Genomic DNA, 23,914 nt, shown 5'->3' on the forward strand with positions numbered 1-23,914 from the left:
TCACGTGGTGCTGAGTGCAGTTGAGCTTTCCCAAGTAATCACTGACGAAGTCCTTCCCGAAGCCAACAAAGAATGGGCGCGGCTGCGCTTCCTTCAGAAGAACATTGACGGCGGTCTTGCCCGGACGTGGATGCCGGACCACGCGGACCTTGAGTACAAGGACATGTTCCGGAAGGCGTCCACTCCGTGGCTCCAGTTCGTCCGGGACTGCATCGCTCAGGGCCTGATTGTTGACGGTTACAGTGACTCTGATGTTTGGCGTGAAGCATGGCAGGCCAATGGCATGGACGGACGCCAGGGCGCGCTGCACCGTGAGGTGATCGGGCTCGGCTACAGCTACATGATGGACCTGCCGGCGGCCAACGGTGGCGTGGTCATGCGTCCGCTGTCCTGCCTCCAGACCTTCCAGGTCAAGGCGGATCCGTGGGACGAGTTCCCCCAGTACGTCCTTCACCGAGTGTCCAAGGACAGTTGGCAGTTCCTCGATGAGGAAGCCCGCTACGTCATCAAGGGCACGCCGAAGAGCATCCAGAAGCTTGAAGTTGCCCCGCATGACTTGGGATTCACTCCCGTTTCGATGATCGCCAACGAGTTCGCTATGGACGGGCTGCCGAAATCGCAGCTCGCGCCGGCGTTCCCCGTCTACAAGCGCATCGTTGACGCTACTTTCACCCTGCAAATGGTCCAGCGTTACGGCGCATTCCCGCAGAAGTGGCAGTCCGGTGGCAAGATCGGCACCGACGCCAACGGCAATGCGTTGGTCAGGCCGGCCATTGACTCGCTCCTGCACGGATCCGGCGAGGGTGAAGTGCGCTTTGGCGACTTCGCAGCTGCGAACATCACCCAAGTTGCCAACGCCGTGGATACGCACATCAAGCACCTGTCCGCTGTGTGCCAGGTTCCGCCGCATTACCTACTCGGGGCCATCGTGAACATGTCCGCTGAAGGCATCGCAGCCGCCGAGTCGGGATACTTCCGCAACATTGATGACCACAAGGTGGTCATGGGTGAAGGTCACGAGCTCAACATGCGCGCTGCGGCCGCGATCCTCGGCTATGAGGACGCAGCTCAGGATTCATCGGCGCAAATGCACTGGCAGGACACCTCGACGCGGTCGCTGGCACAGATCAGCGACTCCATGGTGAAGCTCCGGACGCTGAACGCGCCTCTGGAGATGCTTTTCGCGATGATTCCGGGCTGGTCGAAGGCTGACGCCCTCGAAGCAGCGGATTTTGCGCGGAAGAACGGTGATCAGTCCATCCCGGCCCGGATTCAGGCCAAAACGGACGACACCATGCGTGCCATTGGTGCGCAACTACAAACCCCACCCGAATAGCGGGGACGCAGTGACGGCAACTGCTCATTTTGCCGGTATATCGACGGATTTACGGAGGAACCCATGACTGGAGCAGCCCCAGAAGGTGCAGCAACGACTGAAGACAGTGGTGCAGGCGCGGAAGGCGCTGGCGGAGAGAGTAACTACACTCCTCCCGCAACGCAGGCCGACCTGGACCGGATCATTCAGGACCGGCTGAAGCGTGCCAAGCCTGCTGATTACGACGACCTGAAGTCGAAAGCAGCCGAGTACGACAAGTACAAGGAGTCCAGCAAGACCGAGCAGCAGAAAGCAATCGACGCTGCACGAGCTGAAGGCGCCCAGGAGGTCACCGGCAAGTTCACGACACGAATCGTGAACGCCGACATCCGGGCAACCGCCGCAACTCTCGGCTTCTCCGACCCGCAGGACGCCATCGCGCTCTTCGGGGACATTTCCAAGGTTGAAATCAACGACGACGGCCCTGATGCGAAAGCTATCAAGGCCCGCCTCGATGAGATCGCCAAGGACAAGCCTTACCTGCTCAAGTCCAGCACGGGTCCCAAAGTCGTCACGAAGCCGAAACCGGTCAAGGGCGAAGAATCTGACGCCGACAACAAGCCTGGCAAGTCCAAGGCTGCTGCTGCTTTGCGGCAGTTGGGCGCTGCACGCCGCGGCGAATAGAGCCAACGCAGTCATTCATCCCGGCCGCCACAAGGTGGCCTCAACGCTTGAAGGAGCGAAACCATGGCCGATATCTCTCGCGCCGACGTCGCCACTCTGATCCAGGAGGAGTACAGCAGCTCGCTGCTGACCACCGCCGCGGCAGAGTCGGCCGTCCTGTCCGTCTTCGAAAATGTCCCGCTGGGAACGAAGATCACCAACCTGCCCGTCCTCGCGGGCCTCCCGGAAGCCTCTTGGGTCACTGAGAGCGTCTCCACGTCAGCCGGCACCAAGCCGACGTCCGAGGCGATCTGGGACAACAAGAAGTTCGTCGTTGAGGAAGTCGCCGTGATCATCCCGATCCACGAAGACGTCCTTGAGGACTCCACGGAGAACCTGCTTGAGTCCCTGACCCGGCTCGGCGGTGCCGCTCTCGGCAAGAAGCTTGACCAGGCTGTGCTGTTCGGCCTGAACAAGCCCAGCACCTGGACGGATCTGGACCTGCTCGCCGCTGCTACGGCTGCTGGCAACATCTTCCAGATCGGCGCCACCGCGGGAACGAGCGACCTTGGCGGTCAGATCCTCAACGCCGCTGGCGCTGTGGCTGATTCCGGTGGTGAGCCTTCGGCCCTGCTGTCCGGCTCCGGCCTGCGCTACCGCCTCGCGAACCTTCGCGACTCCCAGGGTGGCGCAGTGTTCACCCCGGGCCTGTCCAACGCTCTCGGCTCCGATGACGTGTTCGGCCTGAAGGCTGGCTACGCCAAGAACGGCTCCTGGAACAACACTCTGGCCACGGCCATGGTTGTTGACGCCGGCCGCGTGAAGATCGGCGTCCGTCAGGATGTCACAGTCAAGTTCCTCGACCAGGCGACCGTCAACGGCATCAACCTTGCCGAGAAGGACATGGTCGCACTGCGCTTCAAGGCACGCTACGCCTACGCGCTGGGCAACGTGCTCACGGCAAACGGCACCGCGGCTGAGCCTGTCGCTGCCATCACCCCGGCAGCCTAAGGAGGCAACCAGTGACTGTTCTCAAGCATGAGAAGTCCGGCCTGACCGTAGACGTCAGCGGAGACGTATTGAAGCTCTACACCAAGCACGGCTGGAACGCCGTGGAAGAGTCCGAAGCTACCGACCCGGAAGCCGAAGCCAAGGCAGCTGCCGACGCGCAGGCCAAGGCAGAAGCGGAAGCCGCAGAAGCAGAAGCAAAGGCCAAGGCGGAAGCCGAAGCCAAGGCAGCTGCCGACGCCAAGAGCGAGGCAGGGGACGCTGATGGATCTGACGCTGGCGAAGGTGACACCTCTGCTCGCCAAACCACCAAGCGCGGCACAAGCACCAAGGGTTGAGGCCTGGCTCGCCGGACTGAAAGTTCTTCTGACCAATCGGTACGGCGACACCCTGACCACTGATGTTGAGCCGCTCTTCCTGGTCTACGTCGCAGACGCCGTCCAACGGCGCCTCGACAAGATGCGGCAGATGCTCGAATCCGAAGGGGCTGGCCCGTTCTCCGCAAGGTGGAGCGCGGCCAGCTCGCTTGGGGCGTGGTTTCTTCAGGCGGAGCTGGACGAAATGGACGCAGTTACAGGTGGGGGCGGTACGCGCACGTATCGCACGGCCGCTCCCGACGCGGTCCGCTACGGCAACCTTTCCCGCGCCACTATCTGGGAGGAAGAAGGCATCGATGTTCCCTTTAGCTGACGGCCAGACCGTCATCAGGGAACGCCGACGCCTCATCACGGATCCTTATTCGGAGGAAGCCACGCTGGCGGACTGGTCCGACCCGCTGGAACTCACGCTGGAGGGCGTTGCTATTGCCCCGTCCTCCAGTGTCGAGTCCACGGCCGTTGACCGCAATCAGGTCATCACACAGATGAGTATCTACTGCGGGCCCGATGAGGACATTCTCGCTGGCGACCGCATCCGCGACGGGGCAACACTCTGGGATGTTCAGGGTGAAGTCGCGAACTGGAAGAACCCACTCACAGGCTGGGCCCCGGGCGCAGAATTCCGCATCAAGAAGGTGGCCGGCTGATGGAGTTCAACGACAAGTTCTTTGAGGACATCGGCAAATCCGCCGGCGTGACGCAGATGTGCCGCGACGTCGCTGACAAGGTCCTTGCCGCGGCCCAAGCCTCGGCCCCTGTGGATGAGGGCGACTACCGCGACGGCCTGCACATTGAGGAAAAGACGGTGGAGAAACGCAACGTGGCTCTCGTCGTCGGCAGTGACCCCAAGACAATGCTTATCGAGTCCAAGACCGGCAACCTCGCCCGGGCGCTGAACCAGGTGAAGAAGAGTGGCTGACCGTGTCATCTACTCCGATCTGGAGCTGTTCCTCACCGGGTATATCCGGCGAGAGCTGGCCGCGATGCCGGGGCAGCCGTCTCCAGGCGGCTTCATCTCCAATGAGTTCTGGGTGAACAGCCCGACCGTCCCGAAACCTGCGCCGCCGTTCCAGATCATCGTCAGGGATGACAGCGGTCCCCGGACCAGCAGAGTCACCAAGGCCCCCACCGTGGGAATCACCATCCTCGGCTCGGATACGGTCAACAAGATCATCATCACGAACCTCGGACACACGGTCTTCGCCATCATGGAAGGCTGCGCACGCGTGGAGCCCGGCAACCCGGTTGCCGCCGTGCTGGACGCCACCGGCCCCTACAAAGTCGTGGACGAATCCGGGCAGCCCCGCCGGTACATGACCTTCGAGCTGTCCGTTGTGGGAACACCCTTCCCCTAAGCACTACCCAAACCAATCAACCAGCCATTCACGCCTGTGGATGGTTTTTCTATTTGGAGGCAAATAATGGCTGCTGATGAACTCGGCAACGATGTTTCCGCCGTTGGTGTACCGGTAACCGGTCACATCGGCTTCGCACCTGAGGGCACTACTGGCCCGACCCCGTCCGCTGGGGCTTCCCGCTCCTACGTCCTGCCCGCGGCGTACAAGGTCCCGGGCCTGTTGACGGAGGATGGCGGCTTCGAGTGGACGCTGGAGCCGGACGGTGACCCCATCGTGTTCTACCAGGAGGGCTATTCGCTCCCCACCGGCATCGCGACCGCCGAGCTGGTCCTGAAGCTGGCCCAGACGGACGAGATTGTCCGTTCGATCATCCGCGGCAAGACAGCGGACGAGAACGGCTACATGACCGTTGACGCCGGCGGTCACGCTGTGCAGTACTCGGTGTTCACTGAGGAGATCTTCAAGAACGGTGTCATTCGCCGTCGCTGGGCTCCCAAGGTCAGCATCAAGTCCGTCAAGGAAGACAAGAGCGAACGCGGCAACGTGCTCGGCTACGAAGTCACCCTGACCATTCACCGCTCCCCGCTGGTGGGCAACGAGCACTTCGGTGAGTGGCTTCTCCCGGCTGGCAGCCCCGCCGCTGCGGCTCCTGCCATCACTGCTGTGGAGGGTGACCCGGATCCGGCTGGCGCTGGCGAGCTGATCACCATCACCGGCACCGGCTTCTTCACCGCCACCGCGGTGACTGTTGGCGGCACGCCCGTGACGGACTTCGACGTCGAGTCGGACACCCAGATCACCGCCGTGATGCCTGCCGGTCCTGCCGGGTCCGCTCCGGTCATCGTGACCAACCCGCTCGGCTCCTCTGCCGCGAAGGCATACACCCGCGACGTTTAGTCGCCCAACGAACCTGTGGTCCTGCGCTCCGTGATGGGTGGGCGCAGGACCACAGCACCAACCCATCACCACCCATCGGATAGCGAGACAAGAAATGACTGCTCCCAAAGCCTCCGCAGTAAAGCCCCGCTTCCTCGTGGTCGAGGACAAACTGATGTGCCAGACCACCGAGGGCGAGATCGCGCTTCCGCTGCGCTTCAAAACCAAGCTCCTCCGCCAGTTCGGCAGCCTGGACCAGATGGACGCCTTCTTCCTGATCCTGGACGAAATCGCCGGCGAGGAAACCGTGGCCACCGTCGATGAACTCGACATCATGGAGACCACCGAAATCATGGTCGAGTTCTTCAAGGTCTTCGAGAGCAAGGTGCAGGCGACCATGGGGGAATTGCAGGGCTCCTTGAAGTAGTCGAGGAGCACCGCCCCGCGCTCACATACGACTTCCGCCACCGGCTCCACTGTTCCATCGAGGACATCGGAGGATCGGTGGGCTACCGCGAAGCCATTGACCTGATAGCCCAGCTCCGCACGGAGATGGGCTCGCACCTGTTCGCTTCCATGAGCGGCTGGGCTTTCCCGATGGACCGGGAAGGCTTCCACACGGCCCTGCTGCTCACCAAGGTCGTCAACGCTCTCGCATCCCGAGGTGACCCGCAGTTCAAACTGCAATGGCCCTGGGACGACGTCGCGACTCCCGAAGCGGAGCAGGTCACCCCCGAAGAGCGCGAGCACCTGACGTCACAACTGAATCAGAGCAGCGCCTTCGGTCAACTACGCACATAGAGGAGGGCGGATGACTGCTGAGGTTGGGTCCGGCCAGGTAGCCATCTTCCCCACTTTCCGGGGTTTCCGCAGCAAAACCAATGCTGAAATGTCCGGCGCTGGCCGCGATGGCGGGAAGACGTTCAACTCCGCTTTCAACGTCGGCGCCGGCGACCCCGGGCAAGCCCTCATCAAGAAACTCAACGCCCAGATAGCTTCCGGCTCAAAGGCACTGTCCAGTGCCCGCCTTGCTGAGCAGGACGCGGCCGGTAAAGTCCGTGTTGCCGAGACGGCACTGGCTGAGGCCCGCGCTAAGGGCGGCGAAACCAGCTCACGCGCCGTAGCTGCTGAGGAGCGGCTGGCAACGGCCCAGCGCAAGCTGGTGGACGCCCAGGCCAAGACCCGCCAGTCCACAGACCAGCTCAAAGACTCACAAGCCAAGCTGGCAGAAGCAACAGGCGCGGCAGGCAGCTCCGGCGAACAGTCCGGATCACGCTTCCTGCGGGGCTGGCAGTCGGTCAAGCAGAAGCTCTCCTCCACTGTCCATGGTGCCGTTGATGAGGCTGGGGACGCGGCCAAGAAGTCCGCTGATGGCGCCGGCAAGAAATCCGGCGGCGCTTTCAGCTCCGGATTCAAGGGTGCCATGGGCGCTCTGGCCGGCGTCTTCGCTGTGGATAAGGTCTCAAGCTTCTTCTCCAGCGCTGTCCAAGGCGCCGGTGAGCTCGAACAGTCCGCCGGGGCTATCCAGTCTGTCTTCAAGGGCAGCGCCTCGGACATGCTCAAGTGGTCCACCCAGGCGCAGAACTCCGTGGGCCTGACGCAGAACGAGTTCAACGAGCTCGGAACGCTGATCGGCGCGCAGCTGAAAAACGGCGGCACCGCCATGGACCAGCTCGCCCCGAAAACAAACGAGCTGATCGGCCTGGGCGCTGACCTGTCGTCCATGTTCGGCGGCACATCCCGCGAAGCCATCGAGGCCCTGTCCTCGGCGCTCAAGGGCGAACGTGATCCCATCGAGCGATATGGTGTCTCGCTCACCCAGGCCAAGATCGACGCTGAAGCCCTCGCTATGGGCGCCCAGAAGGTCGATGGCGCTTTCAGCAATCAAGCTCAGCAGGCAGCAACCCTGTCGCTGATCATGAAGCAGACCTCCGACGCGCAGGGCAACTTCGCCAAGGAATCGGACACCCTGGCAGGGCAACAGCAGCGCGCCTCGGCCGGCTGGAAGAACATCACCACCTCCATCGGTGGGCTGTTCCTCCCGATCCTGACCAAGGCCTTCGGCTTCATCAACACCAGCGTCCTCCCAACGATTCAGAACCTTGTGGACAGGCTGGGCACCGGTGGCCTTGCCGGGATCTTCCCGCAGCTTGGTGGATTCATCACTGAGTTCACCGGCGGCATCCGTGCCTTTGGTGCTGCTTGGAAGGCCAACGACGGAGACATAACCTCCAGCGGATTCCCGGGCTTCATGGAGATACTGGCCAACGGGCTCAGGACAGTGACCGGGTTGCTGGGGCCGTTGTTCCAGCACTTCGGCTCTGTGTTCGGCGGACTGGCGCCTACAGTGCTTCAGTTCCTTTCTGCGTTCTCACCCGTTGGGCTGATCTTCGAAGCGCTCATGCCGGTCCTGCCACAGATTGCGTCTCTGCTCAGCAGCTTGGCAACCGTCATCAGTGCCGTGCTGACGCAGGCCATGGTGCAGCTGGCACCGCTGGTGCAGCAGCTGGTCACCATGCTGGCGGAGAACTTCGTCAGCATGATGCCGCTCGTGACATCACTGTTCACGCTGTTCGAACAGGTCCTGGCTGCGATCATCCCCGTGGTGATGGGGCTGCTGGCTGCGATCCTGCCACTGGTCACAACCCTGCTGACTCAGCTGGCGCCGATCTTCACCCAACTGATCACCGCTGTCCTGCCCCCGCTGATTTCGATCATCGGGAACATCGTCACGGCCATCGCACCGCTGATCACCACCATAGCCAGCCTGCTGATCCCCATCATCCAGGCACTGATGCCCATTATCGTCACCGTTTTCGGTGTCATCGTGGAAATCATCACCGCGGCCATGCAGATCGTGCAGGGCATCATCGAGGTTGTCACCGGGATCATCTCGGGGAACTGGGCGCAGGTCTGGTCCGGGATCCTGAACATCGTCGGTGGCGTCTTCAATCTGGTCATCAGCATCATCTCTGGCGCGATCCAGCTGGTGATGTCGGTAGTGATCAACGGGCTGAATGCTCTGGTGGGATTCTTCTCCGCAGCGTTCACGGGCATCGTCAACTATGTCGTGACCTCGTTCATGTCCATTGTCACCGGCGCCCAAGGGATGCTCAACGACCTGCTGGGCTTCTTCGGCGGCATCGGTGACGCGGTTCTCGGCGCGCTGGGCAACATCGGAAACCTGTTGCTCGACTCCGGCAAGGCCCTGATCCAAGGCTTCATTGACGGCATCATGGGCATGGCCGGCGCCATCGGGGACGCTGTCGGCGGGGTCCTGGAGGGTGTCGCGGACTTCTTCCCGCATTCACCCGCCAAGCGAGGCCCGTTCTCCGGATCCGGGTACACCACCCATTCCGGCAAGGCGCTGGCAGGCGACTTCGCCAAGGGCATCGTCAGCGAACAGGAAAAGGTAAACGCGGCCGCGAACACCATCATGACCGCGGCTTCATTGACCAGTTCACCGACCACGACCGCCGGGCAGCGTTCCTCTCAGCAGGCCGCTGGCACTTCCGCTTTGGCTGGGGCGCAAGTCACCGTCAACATGCCGATCAGGGATCAGATGACCCCCGATTCGGTGGCGCGGGCGTTCGATAACCAGTTCAACTACAAAATGAGGACAGTGAATGCGTGACGAACTGTACGTAGTGGTTGATGGGCTGGAGTTCCATGGGCGCCCGGGGCTGGGTCCTTTCGCGATCACCGCTGAGGGTATTGATGGCTGGGACGATAGCGTGCCGCTGCGCGGCGAGAAACTTGCGTGGCCGCAGGGGCATGGCTCGCTGGTCCTGCCCCGCTACCAAGAGTCCCGGACAGTCACGATTCCCGGCGTGGTCCTCGGAAAGAACTACGAGGACCGCGAGATGCAGAAGAACCTGCTGTCCGGGCTGCTCGCTTACGGGCAGCTCGGACGGTTGCAGGTCACCAAGGGAGGCCTCACCCAGTGGGCGGACGCTTCCCGCGACAACCTCAGCATCGATGACGTACGTGGCAGCGGCAAATACGCCACCTTCCAGTTGCAGCTTTGGTGCCCGGACCCTCGGAAGTTTGGTGAAGCGCGGGGCCCGTTTGTGGCGTCCGTGGGATCAAATGCCCTCAACGTGCACCACAAGGGCAACGCTGGGGCGACCGCTCTGTTTGAGGTGGCTGGCAACATGCCGGGCGGTTACATCCTCACCATCAAGGGGCAGGTCTTTACGGTCATTCAGCCGCTCGTACCGGGTCAGCCGCACACCGTTGACTACGGGGACGGGCGGGTGCGGATCAACGGGGTGGTCATCCATGGCGGCATTGGCTACGGCTTCACGCCGCTGGTGACGCCTGGCCTGCCCACGGCGGTATCAATCGCACCGCGGCCCCCGTTCACTGGCACGGCCACAGCCACGCTGACGCTTTTTGACACCTACATCTAGGAGGCACGTGTGTGGAAGTACTACTCCATCAGCACGGCCAACTGGGCTGACAAGATCGAGCTCCCAGCGATGGCGTTTACCGGCGGGCGGGCGCTGAATACGGGCAGCCGAGGCTCAGCAACATTCAAGGTCAAGGAGCCGTCCGTTGCCGAGGTATTGAGCTTGTCCTCGATCCAGCTGATGGAACGTGCTTTGGTGGCCACTTGGAATGAGAATGCAGTCTATGCGGGCTTCCTCGTGGACGCTGACGAGGACCAAGACGCAGGAACACTGACCGTGCAGCACGAGGACATCTGGTGGATACTCGCACGCCGGTATCTCCTGTCCATACGCGGCAACGGGGATCAGTCAGCCCCACCGATCAAGTGGAGCAACGTCACGCTTGCCTCATTGGCGAACCTCATCGTGAAGAGGCTCCTAACCGGCGAACCGGCAGCCCGCTACAACCTGCCCGTCATCACCACGGCAACGGTAGCCGGCAGCGAAACCCGGGAGTACTTCGGTTACGAATTCCTCAACGGCGCCGCGGCCCTGGACGACATCATTACCGCTGACGGCGGCCCGAACGTGGAGTTCGACTGCAACTGGAACGGGCCAAGCCTTGAATGGGTGATGCGCTCCGGTCTCCTCAACGCTGGGCTGTGGGAATGGGACTCCACGGCTGCGAAAACCGAAGTGCACAAGCTGAAACTTCAGACCAACGCCCAGAACATGGTGAACAAGGTCATCGGCACTGGTGAAGGCTCCGAACGTGACCGGCTGGTGCGCGATGCAGCTGACTTCAGCCGGCCTATCCCGGCGCTTGAGCGCGTCACGAACTTCGGCAGCAAGACCGGCGAGGAACTACAGGCACGCACCACATCCGGCTTGCTGGCCAGCAACGACCCGACGCAGCAGCTCAGCTTCAGCATCCCCACCACAGGCACGGTTTCAGTGGCTGACCTCCGACTAGGGGGTACAGCGCGGGTGAAGTCTTCCGGCTTCTACTACCTTGACGCCGGCTGGCATGACTGGCGCCTTATCTCCTTCGACTTCGACAAGGACTGGATCAATCTCCAGTTCCAGCAGATAGGCGGTTGACCTGTGGCAGCGATCGATAACCTGGCTGATGCCATGCGGGCAATCCAGATGCTGGTACGGCGAGTTGAGCGCCTGGAGAACGTCACGCCACTAGCTAGCTCGTCCATTGGGCGCGGTGGACTCCGCGTCTACGACGGCGGCGTGATTACCATCGAGAACGGCGGACTCAGGGTCACCGGGACGGCAGAAATTATCGGACGCCTCATAGCCTCCGGTCTCGTGACGTTTGTCGGAGAAGTCGTTATCTCGGGACCATTGGACGTGTCAGGAACGGTGGATGTTTCCGGCGTTATGACCGTCCTCAACAATCTGGAGATTGCATCCGGCGGGTTGTTCAAGGCCGGTGACATCGAGCTCCGGCCCGATGGATCCGCAAAGTTCGGCGGCATGGAGATCGACCCTTCGGGAAAGATCACCAGCGGCTCAGCCACGATAAACCCAGACGGATCGGCTACATTCGGTCAGTTCACTATTGCAGCCAACGGTGACTTGGAATCTGACGGCAGCTTGGACATCAACGGCCCAGCAACCTTGAACAATGACCTGACGGTTGCGCCTGGCAAGACAATCAAGCTAGGCGGATTGACTCTGGAGAACACTGGAACTGGCGGTGGAACTGTGAACTTCCCCAACGGCTCAGTGTCTTCCAGCGCGCTCTTGGGAATGCTGATCGTGAGTTCGGTGGCCATTCAGATAGGCGCGCCTACGATCAAGCTCAGCGGGTTGCCTCAGATCTCGGACGTCACTTCAAATGTCTACCTAGACAACAACGGCAACCTGAAGAAAATCGTTTAGCTGAACCTGTTGTATTTCGTGCACAGATATCGGCCAGCGTAGGCGGCCACGGCGTACGCGTTGTCGCCAGTAATGCTGTCAGGCCCAGCAAGTGCGGAGATCTCCTCAGTCGTCTTGCCTTGTTCATAGAGTCCGCACGAGACTTCTGCGCCCTTGAGAAGTTCATCGTCTGAGGGTATGACGCCGTCACGCCAGGCGTTCACGGCTTTCTTCACGCCGGCAAGGTACTGACCGCGAGCGCTGTCGTCGTAGAACTCGGGCGGCAGGCTGGCCGTTGCCGTGGGTGTAGCCGAAGCGCTCTCTGATGGGATCGACAGCAGTGGGGCGATCTTCGACGCCGAAGCGGATTCCGTGGCAGTTGCAGTCGGCGCGGCATCCCCGGCGGGCGCAGAGCATGCCGTGAGTCCAAGCAAGCCGAGCAGGACGAGGCCCCCAATTTTTCGCATGCGCTGATTTTATCCGGCAGCCACCGACATTAATACATCCAAGGTCCCACAATCGGGGCCATTTTTATGCCCAGGAGGCAGCCCATGGCAACTGTAACCGTCAGTGGCAAGCTCTCGGATTTTGAACTTGAACCCATCGCGGGTCTATCTCCGGAGATCGAGTTTCTGCCGAGTGAGCCTGCGGTGGGCAACGGTGGCCGCCTGTTGGCTACGAAGCCGATCCGTGTGCCGCCTGACGCTAACGGTGAGTTCGCGGTGCAGCTGCACACGACCGATGACCTGCTTCCCTTCGGCGTCTACTACCAGATTGTCATCCGGTGGCTTGACGGCGATGGGAGGTTCATCAAGGCGGATAACCCGAATTGGAAGCTTCGCGTTCCTGCCGGCGGTGGCGCCATTGCGGATTTGATTCGACTTCCGGTCAGCCCCGGGTTGGTGATCACTTCACCAACCGCGCCGCCGCTCTGGGTGGGCCTCGCTGCCATGTGGCTCCAGATGGACCCCAACGACCCTGACAACCCTGATAACCCGGCGAACACGGGCGACCTTTACGAATTGGAGAACATCTGATGGCGCTGCAATGGGTGAAGATCGGGAATCTGAAGGGGCCCAAGGGGAATCTGGGTACGTGGTTGCAGGGTCTGCTTCCGGATGGCACGGACCTGAACAGCGTCACTCTGACGACGCAGACCGGCCTCTGGTACATCGCGAACACCGCAGCCGTGTTGACGATGACGAACCTGCCCCCGGGTGTTGTCACTGGCCCGGGCACTCTGGTTGTTGAGCGCGGCCCGGCCAGCTACGGCTACACCACCCAGACGTACACCGTCATGGGTACTGGTCCGCAGCGGTGGTGGCGGCAGATGCTCACCAGCTCGACGTGGTCTGCATGGAAGCGCCTGGATAACGGTTCGACAGTCTTGGCCGACGGCACGGACCTGAACACCCTCACCGGGTACAACGGCGCTGGGCAGTACTACATCCCGAACGAGGCGACCGCGACGACGCTGGTGAACAAGCCGGCCGGGGCCGCCAACAAGGCTTCCTACCTTGTAGTGCGTTCTGGGAACGCTTCGGGGTCCTCGTACACGGAACAGGTGTACACGGTCCTGCAAACCACCCCGTCGCGGTGGTGGAGGACGCTAATTGCGGCCGGCGTGTGGTCCGAGTGGGAGCGCATCGACGGCGCCGGGTACTTTGTCCTGGACTCAGGTCACTACGGCACCCCTAACGCTTACCTGATTGACGAGTTCAACGCCCGCCACCCCGTGGTCTCCACTGGGGGTAAGGGTGTCGTGACGATCCGCCTTGACCATGGCTTGACGGTCATCAAGTCCACGATCATGCCAATGCTTAACTCAGGCGGCCGTAACTGGAAGTGCTTGATCGCGATGAACTCCCGCAACTGGGCCAAGGCGGAGAACTCTGGAGCGTCTCAGGCGGACGCTACGGCGTGGATTGACGCGGGGCACGAGTTCGCGAATCACACCGCGGACGGGAACGCCACCGGCACTCACAAGGACCTGGACACCAAGGCCGCACTGTGGGACGGCATCGTGGTGGGCAAGCAGGAGCTCGAAGCGCAGCTTGGTCGGCCTGTGGAGCACTTCATCATGCCAGGCACAACCAACGGCTTGGGTGGTCTCTCGACCGGGGCCAGCATGAACGCTTTCTCCAGCACCTACGCGGGTTCGGTGATCATGGCCTTCCACGCGGTGTTCTCAGGGTCCATCCCGAACACGCGGTTCCGGGTGCTGGATGGCCGGATCAAGCAGGGCGCACAGCACTACACCATCGAGGACCAGACGGTCACGGCCATCAAGGCCCAGATCGACATCGCCGCGTCCACGAAGACCGCGCTTCAGCTCATGCTCCACCCGCGCAACCTCGATCAGCCCGGATACCTCACGACGGCGAACCTCACTGAGATTTTCGCGTACCTCGACACCAAAATTGCGGCCGGGCAGCTTGTCGTGCTGGGCGCGAGCGACACCCACCGGGCAACTCTGGAGCCTGTCGGGGCAGCTCTCGTGCGCTAACCCACCACAACCCACACATCTTCGGGGCGGATCCATAACGGGTCCGCCCCACGCATTTAAGGAGGCCATCCGTGGCTCATGTTGCAGGAATTCCGGGCCTCATCCGGTGGGTGCCCAACTTGGCTGTCAAGGCTGGTGAAAGGGTGGCGGCCCCGAATGGTGACATCGTTACCGCAAACATCGACTTCATCACTGGTGCAACCTATAGCGCCACGAATTTCACGCAGTCCACCCAGTCGGCACGAATTGGCACAGTGGAAGTGGCTGCCAGTAGTGCCCTCAAGCATGTTGGCGTGCTTCCTGATGGTACGGACATCAACACGTTGCGCACTCCGGGTATTTACACCATTGGTTCGTCGGCTTCCGCGGCGACTATGCTGAACCTTCCGTTCGCTGTGCCTGCCGAGCTTCGGGTTAGCAAGAATGACGCGGCTACTCTGACTACCCAGCGGCTGACTGGCATCCCGTTGTCTAACGGGAATTTTGAGTTGTGGACCCGCACCACACGGTCTGCTTCCACTTGGGACACGACGTGGACGTCTGACAGGTATGGGCAGGGGGTCCTTCCTGACGGAACTAACTTGAACACGTTCCGTAAGCCTGGGGCGTATCTCATTAGCACCGCCACTTCGGCGGCGACGATGACAGGTATGCCGACCATCAATGGGGTGGCGGTCAATAATACGGCTGCGTTCCATGTGATGACGTCAACCAACTCCAGCGCCGGTGAACAGCGCATCGAGATTTATCAGGCTGACGGAACCTACGCGAAGTTCAGCCGGATCACCCGGTCTGCGTCTTCGTGGCCTGCATGGCAGAACGATACGCCCGCCGCGGTAACGCCGACGCCTCCTTCCGCACTGGCTAACGCTGGCACTCGGCACGCAATGCTCCAGCAGTTGGCCTACGCTCGCCGCGGCCCGTTGGGGATCAAGGGCAAGATCGGCGTCTCTATACGGATGGACCACTGGCTGAATGACACCTTCGCCAAAGCTCTTCCCCTGTTGGATAAGCACGGGCTTCCCGCGAGTATCTGCCTCAACGTAGACAACATGGCTGACCCCCAGAACAACCAGATCACGTGGCCAATGGTTACTGACATGGCGCTACACAAAGGCGTCGAGATTCAGAACCACGGCGGGGATCATCTGGATCATACGACGCCCGAGTCAATCATTGACGCCATCGTAGGTGGTCAGCAAAGGCTGCAAGCCGCTGTGGGTCCGAAACTGGTTGTGGACGGCTGGATGTCCAACGGGTCTTCCTACTACGACAACTTCACGTTCGGGCGCACCTTCGCAGCATGGACTGACACCGTTGCGGCTAGGGCGATCATGTATGCCCATGCGTTCGCGGATGGTAAGAACTCTGGGTTCTTGCAGCCGCTAGATGGGCGGATCAAGCTTGGAGGTTCGCACTACAGTGCCGAGTCTGGTGGCTCCGTCCCGACGATTGCCCGGATTGAGGAAGCGAAAAAGGTTGGTCGAGGGATTACCATCTACTTCCATCCCGGCCTGATTGATCAGCCTGGAGGGTTCACCTTGACCGACCTCGACAACCTGTTTGCCTACCTCGCAGCGGAAAGAGACGCAGGGCGAATCGAAGTCCTGACGGTCTCCAGCATGGCAGTTGCTGACACAACCCATGACCGCCGCGAGAACCTGCTGACTAATACCCAGTTCGCGGACGGGTGGACGGGCTGGACCAAGAGCCCCACGGGCTACACCACTCGAACTGTTGGTACAGGAGAGAACACTAAGACTCTTCTCTCTGCGTCTGACACCGCCACCACGTTCTACCAGAACATCACCACCAGCAACAACGGGTGGGCAATGGGCGGAATGTTCGAGCTCATAGTCCCAGCAAGGGCCTCCAGTAACGTCCCGGCGACGTTGCGGCTGCAAGTGCATGACGTAAACGATGACACACGCCTCAAGCGAGAGAAGCTTTTCACTCTCCCAGCAGATGGAGACTTGTCAGCCGAGGTGCCCGTGCCTAACTCGCAGGTGAATGCGCGCATTTTTGTGACGATCCCCGCAGATTTTGACGCTGAGGGTAAACCGATTACCACGAATATCCGGGCGACCCTCCAGCGAGAATCTGGCGGCTCAATCGACTACATGGACGAGCCGTTCTTTCGGCCGGTTTAGGAGGCCCCATGATTGACGGACTCCCCGCATGGGTTGGCCTCGCCTCCCCGGTAACCGCAACGCTCGTGGTGTTCTGGCTGGTATTCACCCACCGGCTGGTCACCCGGGCGGCGCACACCGAAATGGTGAAGGTTCTACAGGAGCACAACGCTGAAGTCATCAAGCAACGTGACCTGTGGCAGTCAGCCGCCAACTTGGCCAACAAAACCAACGGCGACCTCGCAAAGACCAACAGTGACTTCATCGAGAACGCGAAGTTCTCGGCGCATGTCATGTCCGCTATCCAGGAGAACGCGGCTGGGGGTGGTGCCCATGCTGTTCAGCAAGCTACGGGCTAAGTGGACGGCCGCTCGCCAGCTTCCGCAATTGGAACCGGTTGACCACACGTTGGCTGAAGCTGCTCTTGAGCAAGCCGTGGACGCTCATATGGCTGCTCAGGAGCAGCGAGCCGAAGCAACCCAGGTGGTCACGAATCTCCGTGAGGTGAACATCCGCAATGGATTCGCGCCGGCCATCGAAGCACAAATCATGAGGAAGTTAGGAGGGGCCACGTGAAGCGGACCATCTTCAAGGCGTTCACTTGGGCCCTGATCGGAGCAGCGTTTCTGACCACGTATTCGATGCTCGGCCTCCCAGGCTTGTACATCGGCTACGTGGCCGGATCGTTCTGGGTTGCCCTGCCAATCATCTACTGGATCACGGCGCCGGACTGGTGGAAAACGCGGACCGGCCGGGCGCTCATGATGCTGCTGGCGTCCTTGGCGTCCCTGTTCATCCTGATCATCACCAGCGGACTCTTCGGTGCCACACCTTTGCGGGAGGTCTTCCGCCTCGTGATCTACAGCGCAGTTCTGGTGGCCGCCGTCCGCCTGGCTGTCCTGTTCTTCCAGCTCCGCCTCGGCGCCGAATGGAACTCAAACGATAAGGACAAGCGATGAAGCAGCTGATCACCCCGAATCCGCACATCAAGTGCTACCCGGGCTGGTGCCTGATGTACGTCCGCCAGGCGTTCGGACTGAATGGCCTCTACCCCAGCGCAACTGCCGGGTGGAACGCGGCCCGGTATAAGCACCGTGACCGCAACTTCCCCGCCGGCCGGTGGGTTCCCGTTTGGTTCCACCTCGGGGAGGAACCACTGGGCCACGTCGCCCTCATGGCGCCTGACGGGTCGGTGTTCTCCACCAGCGACCCCAGCAATACCCCGCACCACCACCCAAACCTTGACCATCTCCTGTCCTACTACAGGGCACTCCGCCCCACGTATCTGGGCTGGACGGAAGACATCGAAGGCGTAGCCGTAGTCAAGGCTGCCGACACCATCAACCTCTCAGGCTCCACCACATCAGAAGGAGACGCCGACATGGCCGCACTCGATTACATCCAGGACATCGCCTACGAAGGCTGGACTGACAAGGACGGTAAGAAGCATCCCGGCTTCATGCTGGTCATCGAAGAGAACCAGCGGCGTCTGGACGGCCTCACTGAGCTGATCCTCCCGGGCGTGAGTGGGGAACGTAACGCCGGCCCCATCCCCGCGATGCTGGCTGAGCTGCAGGGTGGGCAGGCTGCCATCCTCTCCGCCTTGGAGAACCTCGGCAAGGGCGAACCCGTGGACGTCGAAGCCATGCGGGAAGCGGCCAAGCAAGGCGCCAAAGAAGCACTGGCCGGACTGGAAGCCATCGCCACCGTCACACTGAGCCAGGAAGGCTAACCATGTTCACGTCCATTCTCCGCACCATCGTCCCGGCCCTGTGGGGCTCGTTCATAGCATGGGCCATTGGGCTCCTGCCCGCTCTTGAGCCACACCGTGAAGCCCTACTGGAGTACGGCACCCCACTTTCCGCGATCATCGCGGCCGTTCTGATTGCTGCTTGGTACGCTTTCTGGCGCTGGCTGGAACCGCGACTGCCCGACTGGTTGACCCGCGCTGTTCTCGGATCCGCCATGACTCCTGAATATGGGAAGCACGAAGTTGGGCGGCCCTCCAGTTCAGTTCAAATCAGGAACTCGGGAGAAGCACGCACGCCCGAATAGATCAGAGCAGGTGGAAATCTGCCGGTATTGTGTCTGGGGCCGACTCCCGAATCTGCCAAGTAAGGGAGTCGCTCCAGGCCAGTTCACCGTCAATAAAGACGTCAATGAACGTCTGCCCATCTGACTTCGCAAGCACCGGCAAAACCAAGTGCTCCTTCCAAGGCTGGATTCCGTTTGGGAACCATGGAGCATCCCAATGTCGGATTACTTTGCCTGTGGCGGTCCGGCCTTGGGCTTGGCTATCAATGAGCAGTGCCCCGCCAGCGTTGTCTCGGAACTCGGCGTGCACAGTCTTCGTGCTTCCAGCATCCACAGAGAACCAGTTGATTTTGACGATAGCCACAACCGGCCCCTTGATTGGCCTTTTGTTGACTGAGAACCCTTGGACGGGAACAAAATAGGAAGTATCGCGAGGGTGTGGGTTTTGAGGGTTGAGAGACGTTCCCCCTGGTAAGCCAAGGAGGCCATATTGAATCCTGTCGGAGGCCTTTAGCCTGTTCTCTTCCAGCCACTCTGCAACCTTCGGAGACTCGAACTTGGTCTTGTCGCTTGCGACCAAGAGCACCATGGATTCATAGGTGATTGTCGGCATGTCCAGCAGTTCATAACCGTTGAGTCCGAGGAAGGCTTCCATTGCAAGCCATGCAGTGCGTTTGTTCCCGTCGGTGAAGCACTGAGTGGTGGCGATTGCGTGCAAGAGCACCGCGGCCTTTTCCCAGATGGTCACGTATTCCTCGTGATCACCCCACCCTGCAGACGGTCGATCAGCCGCGGCAAAAACGCCGAGCCGGTCGAGAACGCCTGCGCCGGCACCTCCGTGCTCTGCATTGATTGCAATAATTGTTTCAGCGGCGAGGTACTTCGTCACTGCTCAGCCAGCCGGTCCAGCAGTTCTTTGCGCTTGACCGCAATCCTGCGGACAAGCTCCAAGGCATCATCCTGATCGACAAAAGTGCGGCCGTCAGGGCTGCCATAAGTCCGCGCCGTCGCGAACTCGACCGGAGGCCTAACGTCGTTCTGAATGATGGTGACCATTACAACAGGTTAGCAAAGCCATGAAAATTGAGCCCCACCTTCACCGGGTGGGGCTCTTCAGCCATTTAAGGGTTCGTCCGGATCGCGAGAGCTTTGCAGCCCTCGGGCATAAGCGCCCGTGCTGCTTCGTAGGCAGTGGGATAGTCCTTGCCTGTTGCGGAGACGGTTCCCCGCTCCCCCTTTGGCGTCTTCAATGGTCAGTGTGACTTCCATGGTCTATCGTCTCCCGTCCCTGATTTGGTAGAGCCTTGATCTAGATAGGCCGGTGGCTTCGATGATGTCTTTGAGGCGGATGTTGTCGTCTGCGATGGCATGCCTGACGAGCTCACGGAATTCCTCATCAGCACGCTCGGCCTCAGCGGCGGCCTTTGCTTTCGCTTCGGCCGCCGCCTTGATCTGTTGCATATCAACCATGCCAGCGCTTCTTCGCGAGGATGACGCTAGCGATCACTGCAGCGACAACCCATGCCGCCAGGAAACCTAGGCTCAGCGCCGGGTACTTGCTGCCGGAGACGATCGCGCCAGCCCCGATAGCGATACCTGCGCACACGATGGTGATGAAAAGCGGATCCTTGGTGATCTTCATATGCTCTCGAATGGTCGGTAGTCTGGGAAGGGGCCGGACCACTTACCCTAACCCGCTTTCAATATGGCTTTCTCCTAGGCGCATAGCCTCTCCGTTGCGAGCCCGATCTTATGCTCGTGGACGAATCGCTGCCACATTCGTAATCGGAAGACGCCAAATCCCGTGGTCTCACAGAGGGCATTAACTTCTCGGGACCCGAGAGTCGAAACATCGTCCTGTGAGCTCCCGGTAGTATCCGATAGGTGGCTAATGGACAGAACCAACAAGACGGCGCAGGGCTTGAAGCCGATTCGCAGCCGAAGCGCCTCCATGAACTGGAAGTTTTTCTTCAGCAGGACCTTGACGAGATCGCGTCCGAGTACTCACGCATATTCTCGAGAGCCACTGAAGATCCGGGGACAGCGGGCGACGAAGGTGAAGAAAACTGGGCGCACCTACTAAGGGAATGGCTTCCCGCGTCTTACACGGTCGTTACTAAGGGCAGGATCCTGGGCACCGACGGCAAAGCAACCCGACAGATTGACCTCGTTGTGCTAAAGCCCTCATACCCCAAACGGTTGATCGACAAGAAGATGTACTTGGTCACCGGGGTGGCTGCTGCGTTTGAGTGCAAGACCACGCTCAAGAGGGCTCACCTCACACAAGCCGCATCAACTGCACGGGATTTGCGCCATTTGACTGCACGAAGGACTGGTTCTCCGTATCGCGAGGTAACGGGCCTTCCACTTTACGGCGTCCTTGCCCACAGTCACGTCTGGAACTCACCCAATTCGACGCCCCTCAGCAATGTTGACGAAGCCCTCTACGAGGAAGCGCAGAAAGCCGCTCATCCTCGTGAGCTCCTGAATCTCGTTTGCGTGGCCGACCTAGGAACCTGGAACCTGATGACGACAACCTATATGGGTCGGGCAGTCATGGGCGATAGCTGGACAGAAATGCATAAGCGGTACGGTGTTGGCGAGGCCGGCGGCCCGGTCACCTCCTTCATGGGCCCGATGGCCGGCATGCCGGACAGCCAGTCAAATCCCATCGCGGTGGTCATTTCGCAACTGCTGCAAACCCTGGCCTGGGAGGACACGTCCGTGCGCCCAATGGCAGACTACTTCCGCTTGGCTGGTGTATCCGGTGCCAGCAGTGGGATACAACACCACTGGCCGGTTGCTGATGTGTACTCACCCGCAGTTGCGGAGCGATTGATGAACGGCGAATATGTCCAGCCCTTCGAGTGGAGCGAATGGCAGCTCACACTTCCGTAAACTCCTAGAACAGCTCAATTGCCACCCAGCACCCGGGCGCCGAACAGCTCTCACTCAGCATGCATCGCGAAGATTTCTATATGACCACTGCGCTGCGCCCAGGATCGGGCGACAAACTTGCCGACATCCATCAGTTCGCCGAAGACCTCAAAGCCTCCGGGGACGCCCATGAGGTTTCGATTGGGCTGAACCTAACCCTGATATTGAAGGGTAAGAATAGATAGCGCTGGTGGTCGGACTTAGGGGCGACTCCGCATACTTTCCCTTCGCAGATTCCGCCATGGTTGAGCATCCGTAAGTATTATCAACTCGCTTTCTACTGGTGCGGCGAGGCAGAGATCAGGCGGCCCATACCAAGTGAGAGACTCAGCGTATGGGTCTTGATTTCTCGGAAGCCGGCAATGGTCCGGAGGTTCTTTGGGCTGGAGTCTTCACTCTTATCGCTGTTTTCGGATCCGTCTTGCTGAGTCTCTGGTCGCAGCGAAGAGACTTTCGGAGACGGGAAGACGAGCTGAAAGCAACATTCGCCGCCCAAGAACAAGCCGCATGGGCAGACTGGCGAAGGCACATTGCTGAACGTGCCTTGTTGCTGGTGTCAAAGGCGTGCGACGCGGTATTTCACCTCGAGGAACCAGATGCGGAAGTGTTCCGATTGCACCAGGAAACAAGCGAACTTGAGGCCCTGATGAGCCTTGACCGTAGCGGCTCGGGCAAGATCCTGGGGGGATGGCTCCGGTCCCAAGTATTCGAACTGCTACAGCTCGGATACGGCGACGACATGGCCAAAACTATGTACGACGTTGCCGCCGACACACGACAACGCATCGTGAAATGGTCCTTGGATCCGTCCTCAACACTCCTTGATTTCAAGACCAGTTCGAAGCTGGTTTCGGGAGTCTCCGGTGTCTGATCCCGGCATTTGGACCGCGGTGGGGGCCACTGCCGCTACGGCCAGCGCCCTCACCGGCCTGACGATCCATGTGATCAACAAGGTCGCGGAGGCCCGGTCGCGTCCTGAAGCTGATTGGATCGTTCAGCTTTGGGCTTGGGCTTTGGAGGACGATCCTCACAGCCCAGAAGTTGTGCCACCCGACATGATTTCTTTCCGCGGTGAGGCGATGAATTGCGGCGACGCTAAGGCCTTCAGTGTCGTGGTGACGACCTCTGATGGTTCGAAGGTATCGATGTCCACCCCACTGTCCAAAGCCTCAGCCTCTGGCGTTACAGCTTCCTATCATGAAGCCTTTGCCGTGCTAGAGCCCGGCGACAAGTTCAATTTCACGGGGCGCATGCACAAATCGGAATGGTCAAATGCCGGCATCGTCATAGATTGGATCACGTCCCCGACGCGGCTCAAGAAACACCTCACGCACGCTACGAGATGCTCCGACCAGGTCCCGGAGCCTGGCGGCCTTTACGACGATGCTGAGTAACCTCCCCTAAGGGGCACCCGACTGATAGATTCCACCAATGGTCAAACAGCCCTCTGAATTGCTCCTCGGCTCTAACTGGGCTTATCGGGCTCGCAAGAACGCCGACCTCCAAGAGGTGCGGGTAGTCAAGCTTGGCGTGAAGCATCCGAAACGTGCCTACATCGCCTTTGTGGACATTGAAGAAGAAGGCGAAGAGATGTGGGCGCCTATTGGCAGGCTCAAATGCCGGTGGGAGGACGTTGACCACTTCAAGCAGATCGAAGCGAACTGGGAGGCGATAGCCGGCGTGTCAGACCACGCATCGGACGTGGATGCTGAAGTCGCTGAACTGGTATTCGGGTGCTTCGACAAGACGAACTCGCTCAACTACTGGGCTTGGAATTACGCCGGCGTTACAGCAGTGAGTGACCCCGCGGCCTTCCAGAAACTTCACTCGATTCATTGGGAAGAGTTCCTAGATAGTTTGTGCTTCGAGGACGACGGCGAGTTGATCCTGTCGTTGGAGGCCTCTCTGGAACTGGCTCGAAGGCTGGCCATGAATGATCCGTCGAAAGTTCAGTTGGAGCTCACAAAGGTGCTGGATGAGGCCCGGGAAGAGCACCTTGAACTGGTCTCCCTAGGCAGGTTGGGAAAGAAGAGATGGACGGTCAGCGGATCGTCTACCCGGCCGCGCATCGAAGATCTGACCGAAGCAGCTCACATCATCGAAGGATGGCTTGGTGCATCGCAAATCGAGGATTGGAACGAGGTCCAGGCCCTGCGATCAGAGATCGTCCGGCTCAGCTCCATCATTTCAAAAGCCTCCGGGGTGCTCCACGACCACGGGCTGACTCGTGACGCGGCCATCATCCGCCGTCTCCACGGGCTGACCCGGTACCCGGTACCCAAGCTCAAGTCCTACTACGAGATGACGAAGGAAATGGCACGAGATATGTCGTCCAGCCAATAGCATGGTTGCATTTCTTCTAGTCCCAATTGAACGCCGACCTATGCAAGCACTGACAAGCAACGGGGCCACGGGGTCGCGACTGTAGTGACAGGACGACGGATT

At 60.4% G+C, this 23,914-nt stretch carries 32 protein-coding genes; 27 read left to right on the plus strand and 5 right to left on the minus strand.

Translation table 11 applies throughout. The features are described 5' to 3' along the window. The first annotated feature begins 4 nt into the window (after positions 1-4). The 15 genes from AC6JA3_RS17390 to AC6JA3_RS17460 all read left to right on the plus strand — a co-directional run bounded on the left by AC6JA3_RS17390 (position 5) and on the right by AC6JA3_RS17460 (position 11,884). Complete coding sequence (locus AC6JA3_RS17390; protein ID WP_497920374.1) at positions 5-1,336, plus strand: phage portal protein; 1,332 nt, start codon at positions 5-7, stop codon at positions 1,334-1,336. A 63-nt stretch (positions 1,337-1,399) separates the two neighbouring features. Beyond that, entirely contained in the window at positions 1,400-1,999 is a 600-nt protein-coding gene (locus AC6JA3_RS17395; RefSeq protein ID WP_497920375.1) for a hypothetical protein, read from the plus strand. A gap of 63 nt (positions 2,000-2,062) precedes the next feature. Then, positions 2,063-2,989 carry a phage major capsid protein gene (locus AC6JA3_RS17400; RefSeq protein WP_497920376.1) on the plus strand — a complete coding sequence of 309 codons (927 nt, stop codon included), beginning with the start codon at positions 2,063-2,065 and terminating at the stop codon, positions 2,987-2,989. A gap of 11 nt (positions 2,990-3,000) precedes the next feature. Beyond that, positions 3,001-3,324, plus strand: a complete 324-nt coding sequence (locus AC6JA3_RS17405) for a hypothetical protein (protein ID WP_497920377.1) — start codon at positions 3,001-3,003, stop codon at positions 3,322-3,324. Next, positions 3,272-3,676: a hypothetical protein gene (locus AC6JA3_RS17410; protein WP_497920378.1), complete on the plus strand. Its 405-nt coding sequence runs from the start codon at positions 3,272-3,274 to the stop codon at positions 3,674-3,676. Before AC6JA3_RS17405 ends, AC6JA3_RS17410 begins: the two co-directional genes overlap by 53 nt. Then, entirely contained in the window at positions 3,660-4,010 is a 351-nt protein-coding gene (locus tag AC6JA3_RS17415; protein ID WP_497920379.1) for a hypothetical protein, read from the plus strand. The genes AC6JA3_RS17410 and AC6JA3_RS17415 overlap by 17 nt, the downstream gene beginning before the upstream one ends. Then, positions 4,010-4,282, plus strand: coding sequence for an HK97 gp10 family phage protein (locus AC6JA3_RS17420; protein WP_497920380.1), 273 nt, complete (start codon positions 4,010-4,012; stop codon positions 4,280-4,282). The genes AC6JA3_RS17415 and AC6JA3_RS17420 overlap by 1 nt, the downstream gene beginning before the upstream one ends. After that, positions 4,275-4,718 (plus strand): hypothetical protein, encoded by a 444-nt coding sequence (locus AC6JA3_RS17425; protein ID WP_497920381.1) that lies wholly within the window; start codon positions 4,275-4,277, stop codon positions 4,716-4,718. Before AC6JA3_RS17420 ends, AC6JA3_RS17425 begins: the two co-directional genes overlap by 8 nt. Before the next feature lie 66 nt (positions 4,719-4,784). Beyond that, positions 4,785-5,618, plus strand: a complete 834-nt coding sequence (locus AC6JA3_RS17430) for an IPT/TIG domain-containing protein (protein ID WP_497920382.1) — start codon at positions 4,785-4,787, stop codon at positions 5,616-5,618. A 94-nt stretch (positions 5,619-5,712) separates the two neighbouring features. Further along, positions 5,713-6,024, plus strand: coding sequence for a hypothetical protein (locus AC6JA3_RS17435; protein ID WP_207593988.1), 312 nt, complete (start codon positions 5,713-5,715; stop codon positions 6,022-6,024). Between the two features lie 77 nt (positions 6,025-6,101). After that, positions 6,102-6,398 carry a hypothetical protein gene (locus tag AC6JA3_RS17440; protein WP_497920383.1) on the plus strand — a complete coding sequence of 99 codons (297 nt, stop codon included), beginning with the start codon at positions 6,102-6,104 and terminating at the stop codon, positions 6,396-6,398. A 10-nt stretch (positions 6,399-6,408) separates the two neighbouring features. Next, positions 6,409-9,231 (plus strand): phage tail protein, encoded by a 2,823-nt coding sequence (locus tag AC6JA3_RS17445; protein WP_497920384.1) that lies wholly within the window; start codon positions 6,409-6,411, stop codon positions 9,229-9,231. After that, a complete protein-coding gene (locus AC6JA3_RS17450; protein ID WP_497920385.1) occupies positions 9,224-10,009 on the plus strand; it encodes a phage tail family protein in 786 nt (261 codons plus the stop codon). The genes AC6JA3_RS17445 and AC6JA3_RS17450 overlap by 8 nt, the downstream gene beginning before the upstream one ends. 9 nt (positions 10,010-10,018) lie before the next feature. Further along, a complete protein-coding gene (locus AC6JA3_RS17455; RefSeq protein WP_497920386.1) occupies positions 10,019-11,089 on the plus strand; it encodes a hypothetical protein in 1,071 nt (356 codons plus the stop codon). A 3-nt stretch (positions 11,090-11,092) separates the two neighbouring features. After that, positions 11,093-11,884 carry a hypothetical protein gene (locus AC6JA3_RS17460; RefSeq protein ID WP_497920387.1) on the plus strand — a complete coding sequence of 264 codons (792 nt, stop codon included), beginning with the start codon at positions 11,093-11,095 and terminating at the stop codon, positions 11,882-11,884. On the opposite strand, the gene AC6JA3_RS17465 is transcribed toward AC6JA3_RS17460, so the two are convergent. Next, a complete protein-coding gene (locus AC6JA3_RS17465; protein ID WP_497920388.1) occupies positions 11,881-12,330 on the minus strand; it encodes a hypothetical protein in 450 nt (149 codons plus the stop codon). The genes AC6JA3_RS17460 and AC6JA3_RS17465 overlap by 4 nt on opposite strands. Before the next feature lie 84 nt (positions 12,331-12,414). Here AC6JA3_RS17465 and AC6JA3_RS17470 point away from each other — a divergent pair, with 84 nt between their 5' ends. From AC6JA3_RS17470 to AC6JA3_RS17505, 8 genes are all read left to right on the plus strand, one after another. Then, positions 12,415-12,900, plus strand: a complete 486-nt coding sequence (locus AC6JA3_RS17470; protein ID WP_497920389.1) for a hypothetical protein — start codon at positions 12,415-12,417, stop codon at positions 12,898-12,900. Continuing rightward, positions 12,900-14,369: a hypothetical protein gene (locus AC6JA3_RS17475; RefSeq protein ID WP_497920390.1), complete on the plus strand. Its 1,470-nt coding sequence runs from the start codon at positions 12,900-12,902 to the stop codon at positions 14,367-14,369. Before AC6JA3_RS17470 ends, AC6JA3_RS17475 begins: the two co-directional genes overlap by 1 nt. 71 nt (positions 14,370-14,440) lie before the next feature. Continuing rightward, positions 14,441-16,519, plus strand: coding sequence for a polysaccharide deacetylase family protein (locus AC6JA3_RS17480; protein ID WP_497920392.1), 2,079 nt, complete (start codon positions 14,441-14,443; stop codon positions 16,517-16,519). A gap of 8 nt (positions 16,520-16,527) precedes the next feature. Continuing rightward, positions 16,528-16,857 (plus strand): hypothetical protein, encoded by a 330-nt coding sequence (locus tag AC6JA3_RS17485; protein ID WP_497920393.1) that lies wholly within the window; start codon positions 16,528-16,530, stop codon positions 16,855-16,857. Continuing rightward, entirely contained in the window at positions 16,832-17,074 is a 243-nt protein-coding gene (locus AC6JA3_RS17490) for a DUF7620 family protein (protein ID WP_497920394.1), read from the plus strand. Before AC6JA3_RS17485 ends, AC6JA3_RS17490 begins: the two co-directional genes overlap by 26 nt. Then, positions 17,071-17,457 (plus strand): putative phage holin, encoded by a 387-nt coding sequence (locus tag AC6JA3_RS17495; protein WP_497920395.1) that lies wholly within the window; start codon positions 17,071-17,073, stop codon positions 17,455-17,457. The genes AC6JA3_RS17490 and AC6JA3_RS17495 overlap by 4 nt, the downstream gene beginning before the upstream one ends. Beyond that, positions 17,454-18,230 (plus strand): hypothetical protein, encoded by a 777-nt coding sequence (locus tag AC6JA3_RS17500; RefSeq protein WP_497920397.1) that lies wholly within the window; start codon positions 17,454-17,456, stop codon positions 18,228-18,230. The genes AC6JA3_RS17495 and AC6JA3_RS17500 overlap by 4 nt, the downstream gene beginning before the upstream one ends. 2 nt (positions 18,231-18,232) lie before the next feature. Further along, positions 18,233-18,553 (plus strand): hypothetical protein, encoded by a 321-nt coding sequence (locus AC6JA3_RS17505; RefSeq protein ID WP_497920398.1) that lies wholly within the window; start codon positions 18,233-18,235, stop codon positions 18,551-18,553. Between the two features lies 1 nt (position 18,554). On the opposite strand, the gene AC6JA3_RS17510 is transcribed toward AC6JA3_RS17505, so the two are convergent. The 4 genes from AC6JA3_RS17510 to AC6JA3_RS17525 all read right to left on the minus strand — a co-directional run bounded on the left by AC6JA3_RS17510 (position 18,555) and on the right by AC6JA3_RS17525 (position 20,174). Next, positions 18,555-19,421 (minus strand): type II toxin-antitoxin system death-on-curing family toxin, encoded by an 867-nt coding sequence (locus tag AC6JA3_RS17510; protein WP_497920399.1) that lies wholly within the window; start codon positions 19,419-19,421, stop codon positions 18,555-18,557. Beyond that, positions 19,418-19,588 (minus strand): hypothetical protein, encoded by a 171-nt coding sequence (locus AC6JA3_RS17515; RefSeq protein WP_497920400.1) that lies wholly within the window; start codon positions 19,586-19,588, stop codon positions 19,418-19,420. The genes AC6JA3_RS17510 and AC6JA3_RS17515 overlap by 4 nt, the downstream gene beginning before the upstream one ends. 216 nt (positions 19,589-19,804) lie before the next feature. Continuing rightward, positions 19,805-20,002, minus strand: a complete 198-nt coding sequence (locus AC6JA3_RS17520; protein ID WP_497920401.1) for a hypothetical protein — start codon at positions 20,000-20,002, stop codon at positions 19,805-19,807. Next, positions 19,995-20,174: a hypothetical protein gene (locus AC6JA3_RS17525; protein WP_497920402.1), complete on the minus strand. Its 180-nt coding sequence runs from the start codon at positions 20,172-20,174 to the stop codon at positions 19,995-19,997. Before AC6JA3_RS17525 ends, AC6JA3_RS17520 begins: the two co-directional genes overlap by 8 nt. A gap of 242 nt (positions 20,175-20,416) precedes the next feature. On the opposite strand from AC6JA3_RS17525, the gene AC6JA3_RS17530 reads away from it, so the two are divergent. The 4 genes from AC6JA3_RS17530 (at position 20,417) to AC6JA3_RS17545 (ending at position 23,812) form a co-directional block, all read left to right on the plus strand. Further along, a complete protein-coding gene (locus AC6JA3_RS17530; protein ID WP_497920403.1) occupies positions 20,417-21,430 on the plus strand; it encodes a DUF6602 domain-containing protein in 1,014 nt (337 codons plus the stop codon). A gap of 643 nt (positions 21,431-22,073) precedes the next feature. Continuing rightward, a complete protein-coding gene (locus tag AC6JA3_RS17535) occupies positions 22,074-22,340 on the plus strand; it encodes a hypothetical protein (RefSeq protein ID WP_497920404.1) in 267 nt (88 codons plus the stop codon). Beyond that, positions 22,333-22,863 (plus strand): hypothetical protein, encoded by a 531-nt coding sequence (locus AC6JA3_RS17540; RefSeq protein WP_497920405.1) that lies wholly within the window; start codon positions 22,333-22,335, stop codon positions 22,861-22,863. The genes AC6JA3_RS17535 and AC6JA3_RS17540 overlap by 8 nt, the downstream gene beginning before the upstream one ends. Before the next feature lie 37 nt (positions 22,864-22,900). Further along, positions 22,901-23,812 (plus strand): hypothetical protein, encoded by a 912-nt coding sequence (locus AC6JA3_RS17545; RefSeq protein WP_497920406.1) that lies wholly within the window; start codon positions 22,901-22,903, stop codon positions 23,810-23,812. Positions 23,813-23,914: the final 102 nt, after the last annotated feature.

The sequence above is a fragment of the Arthrobacter sp. TmtSoilC79 genome, assembly GCF_059739405.1.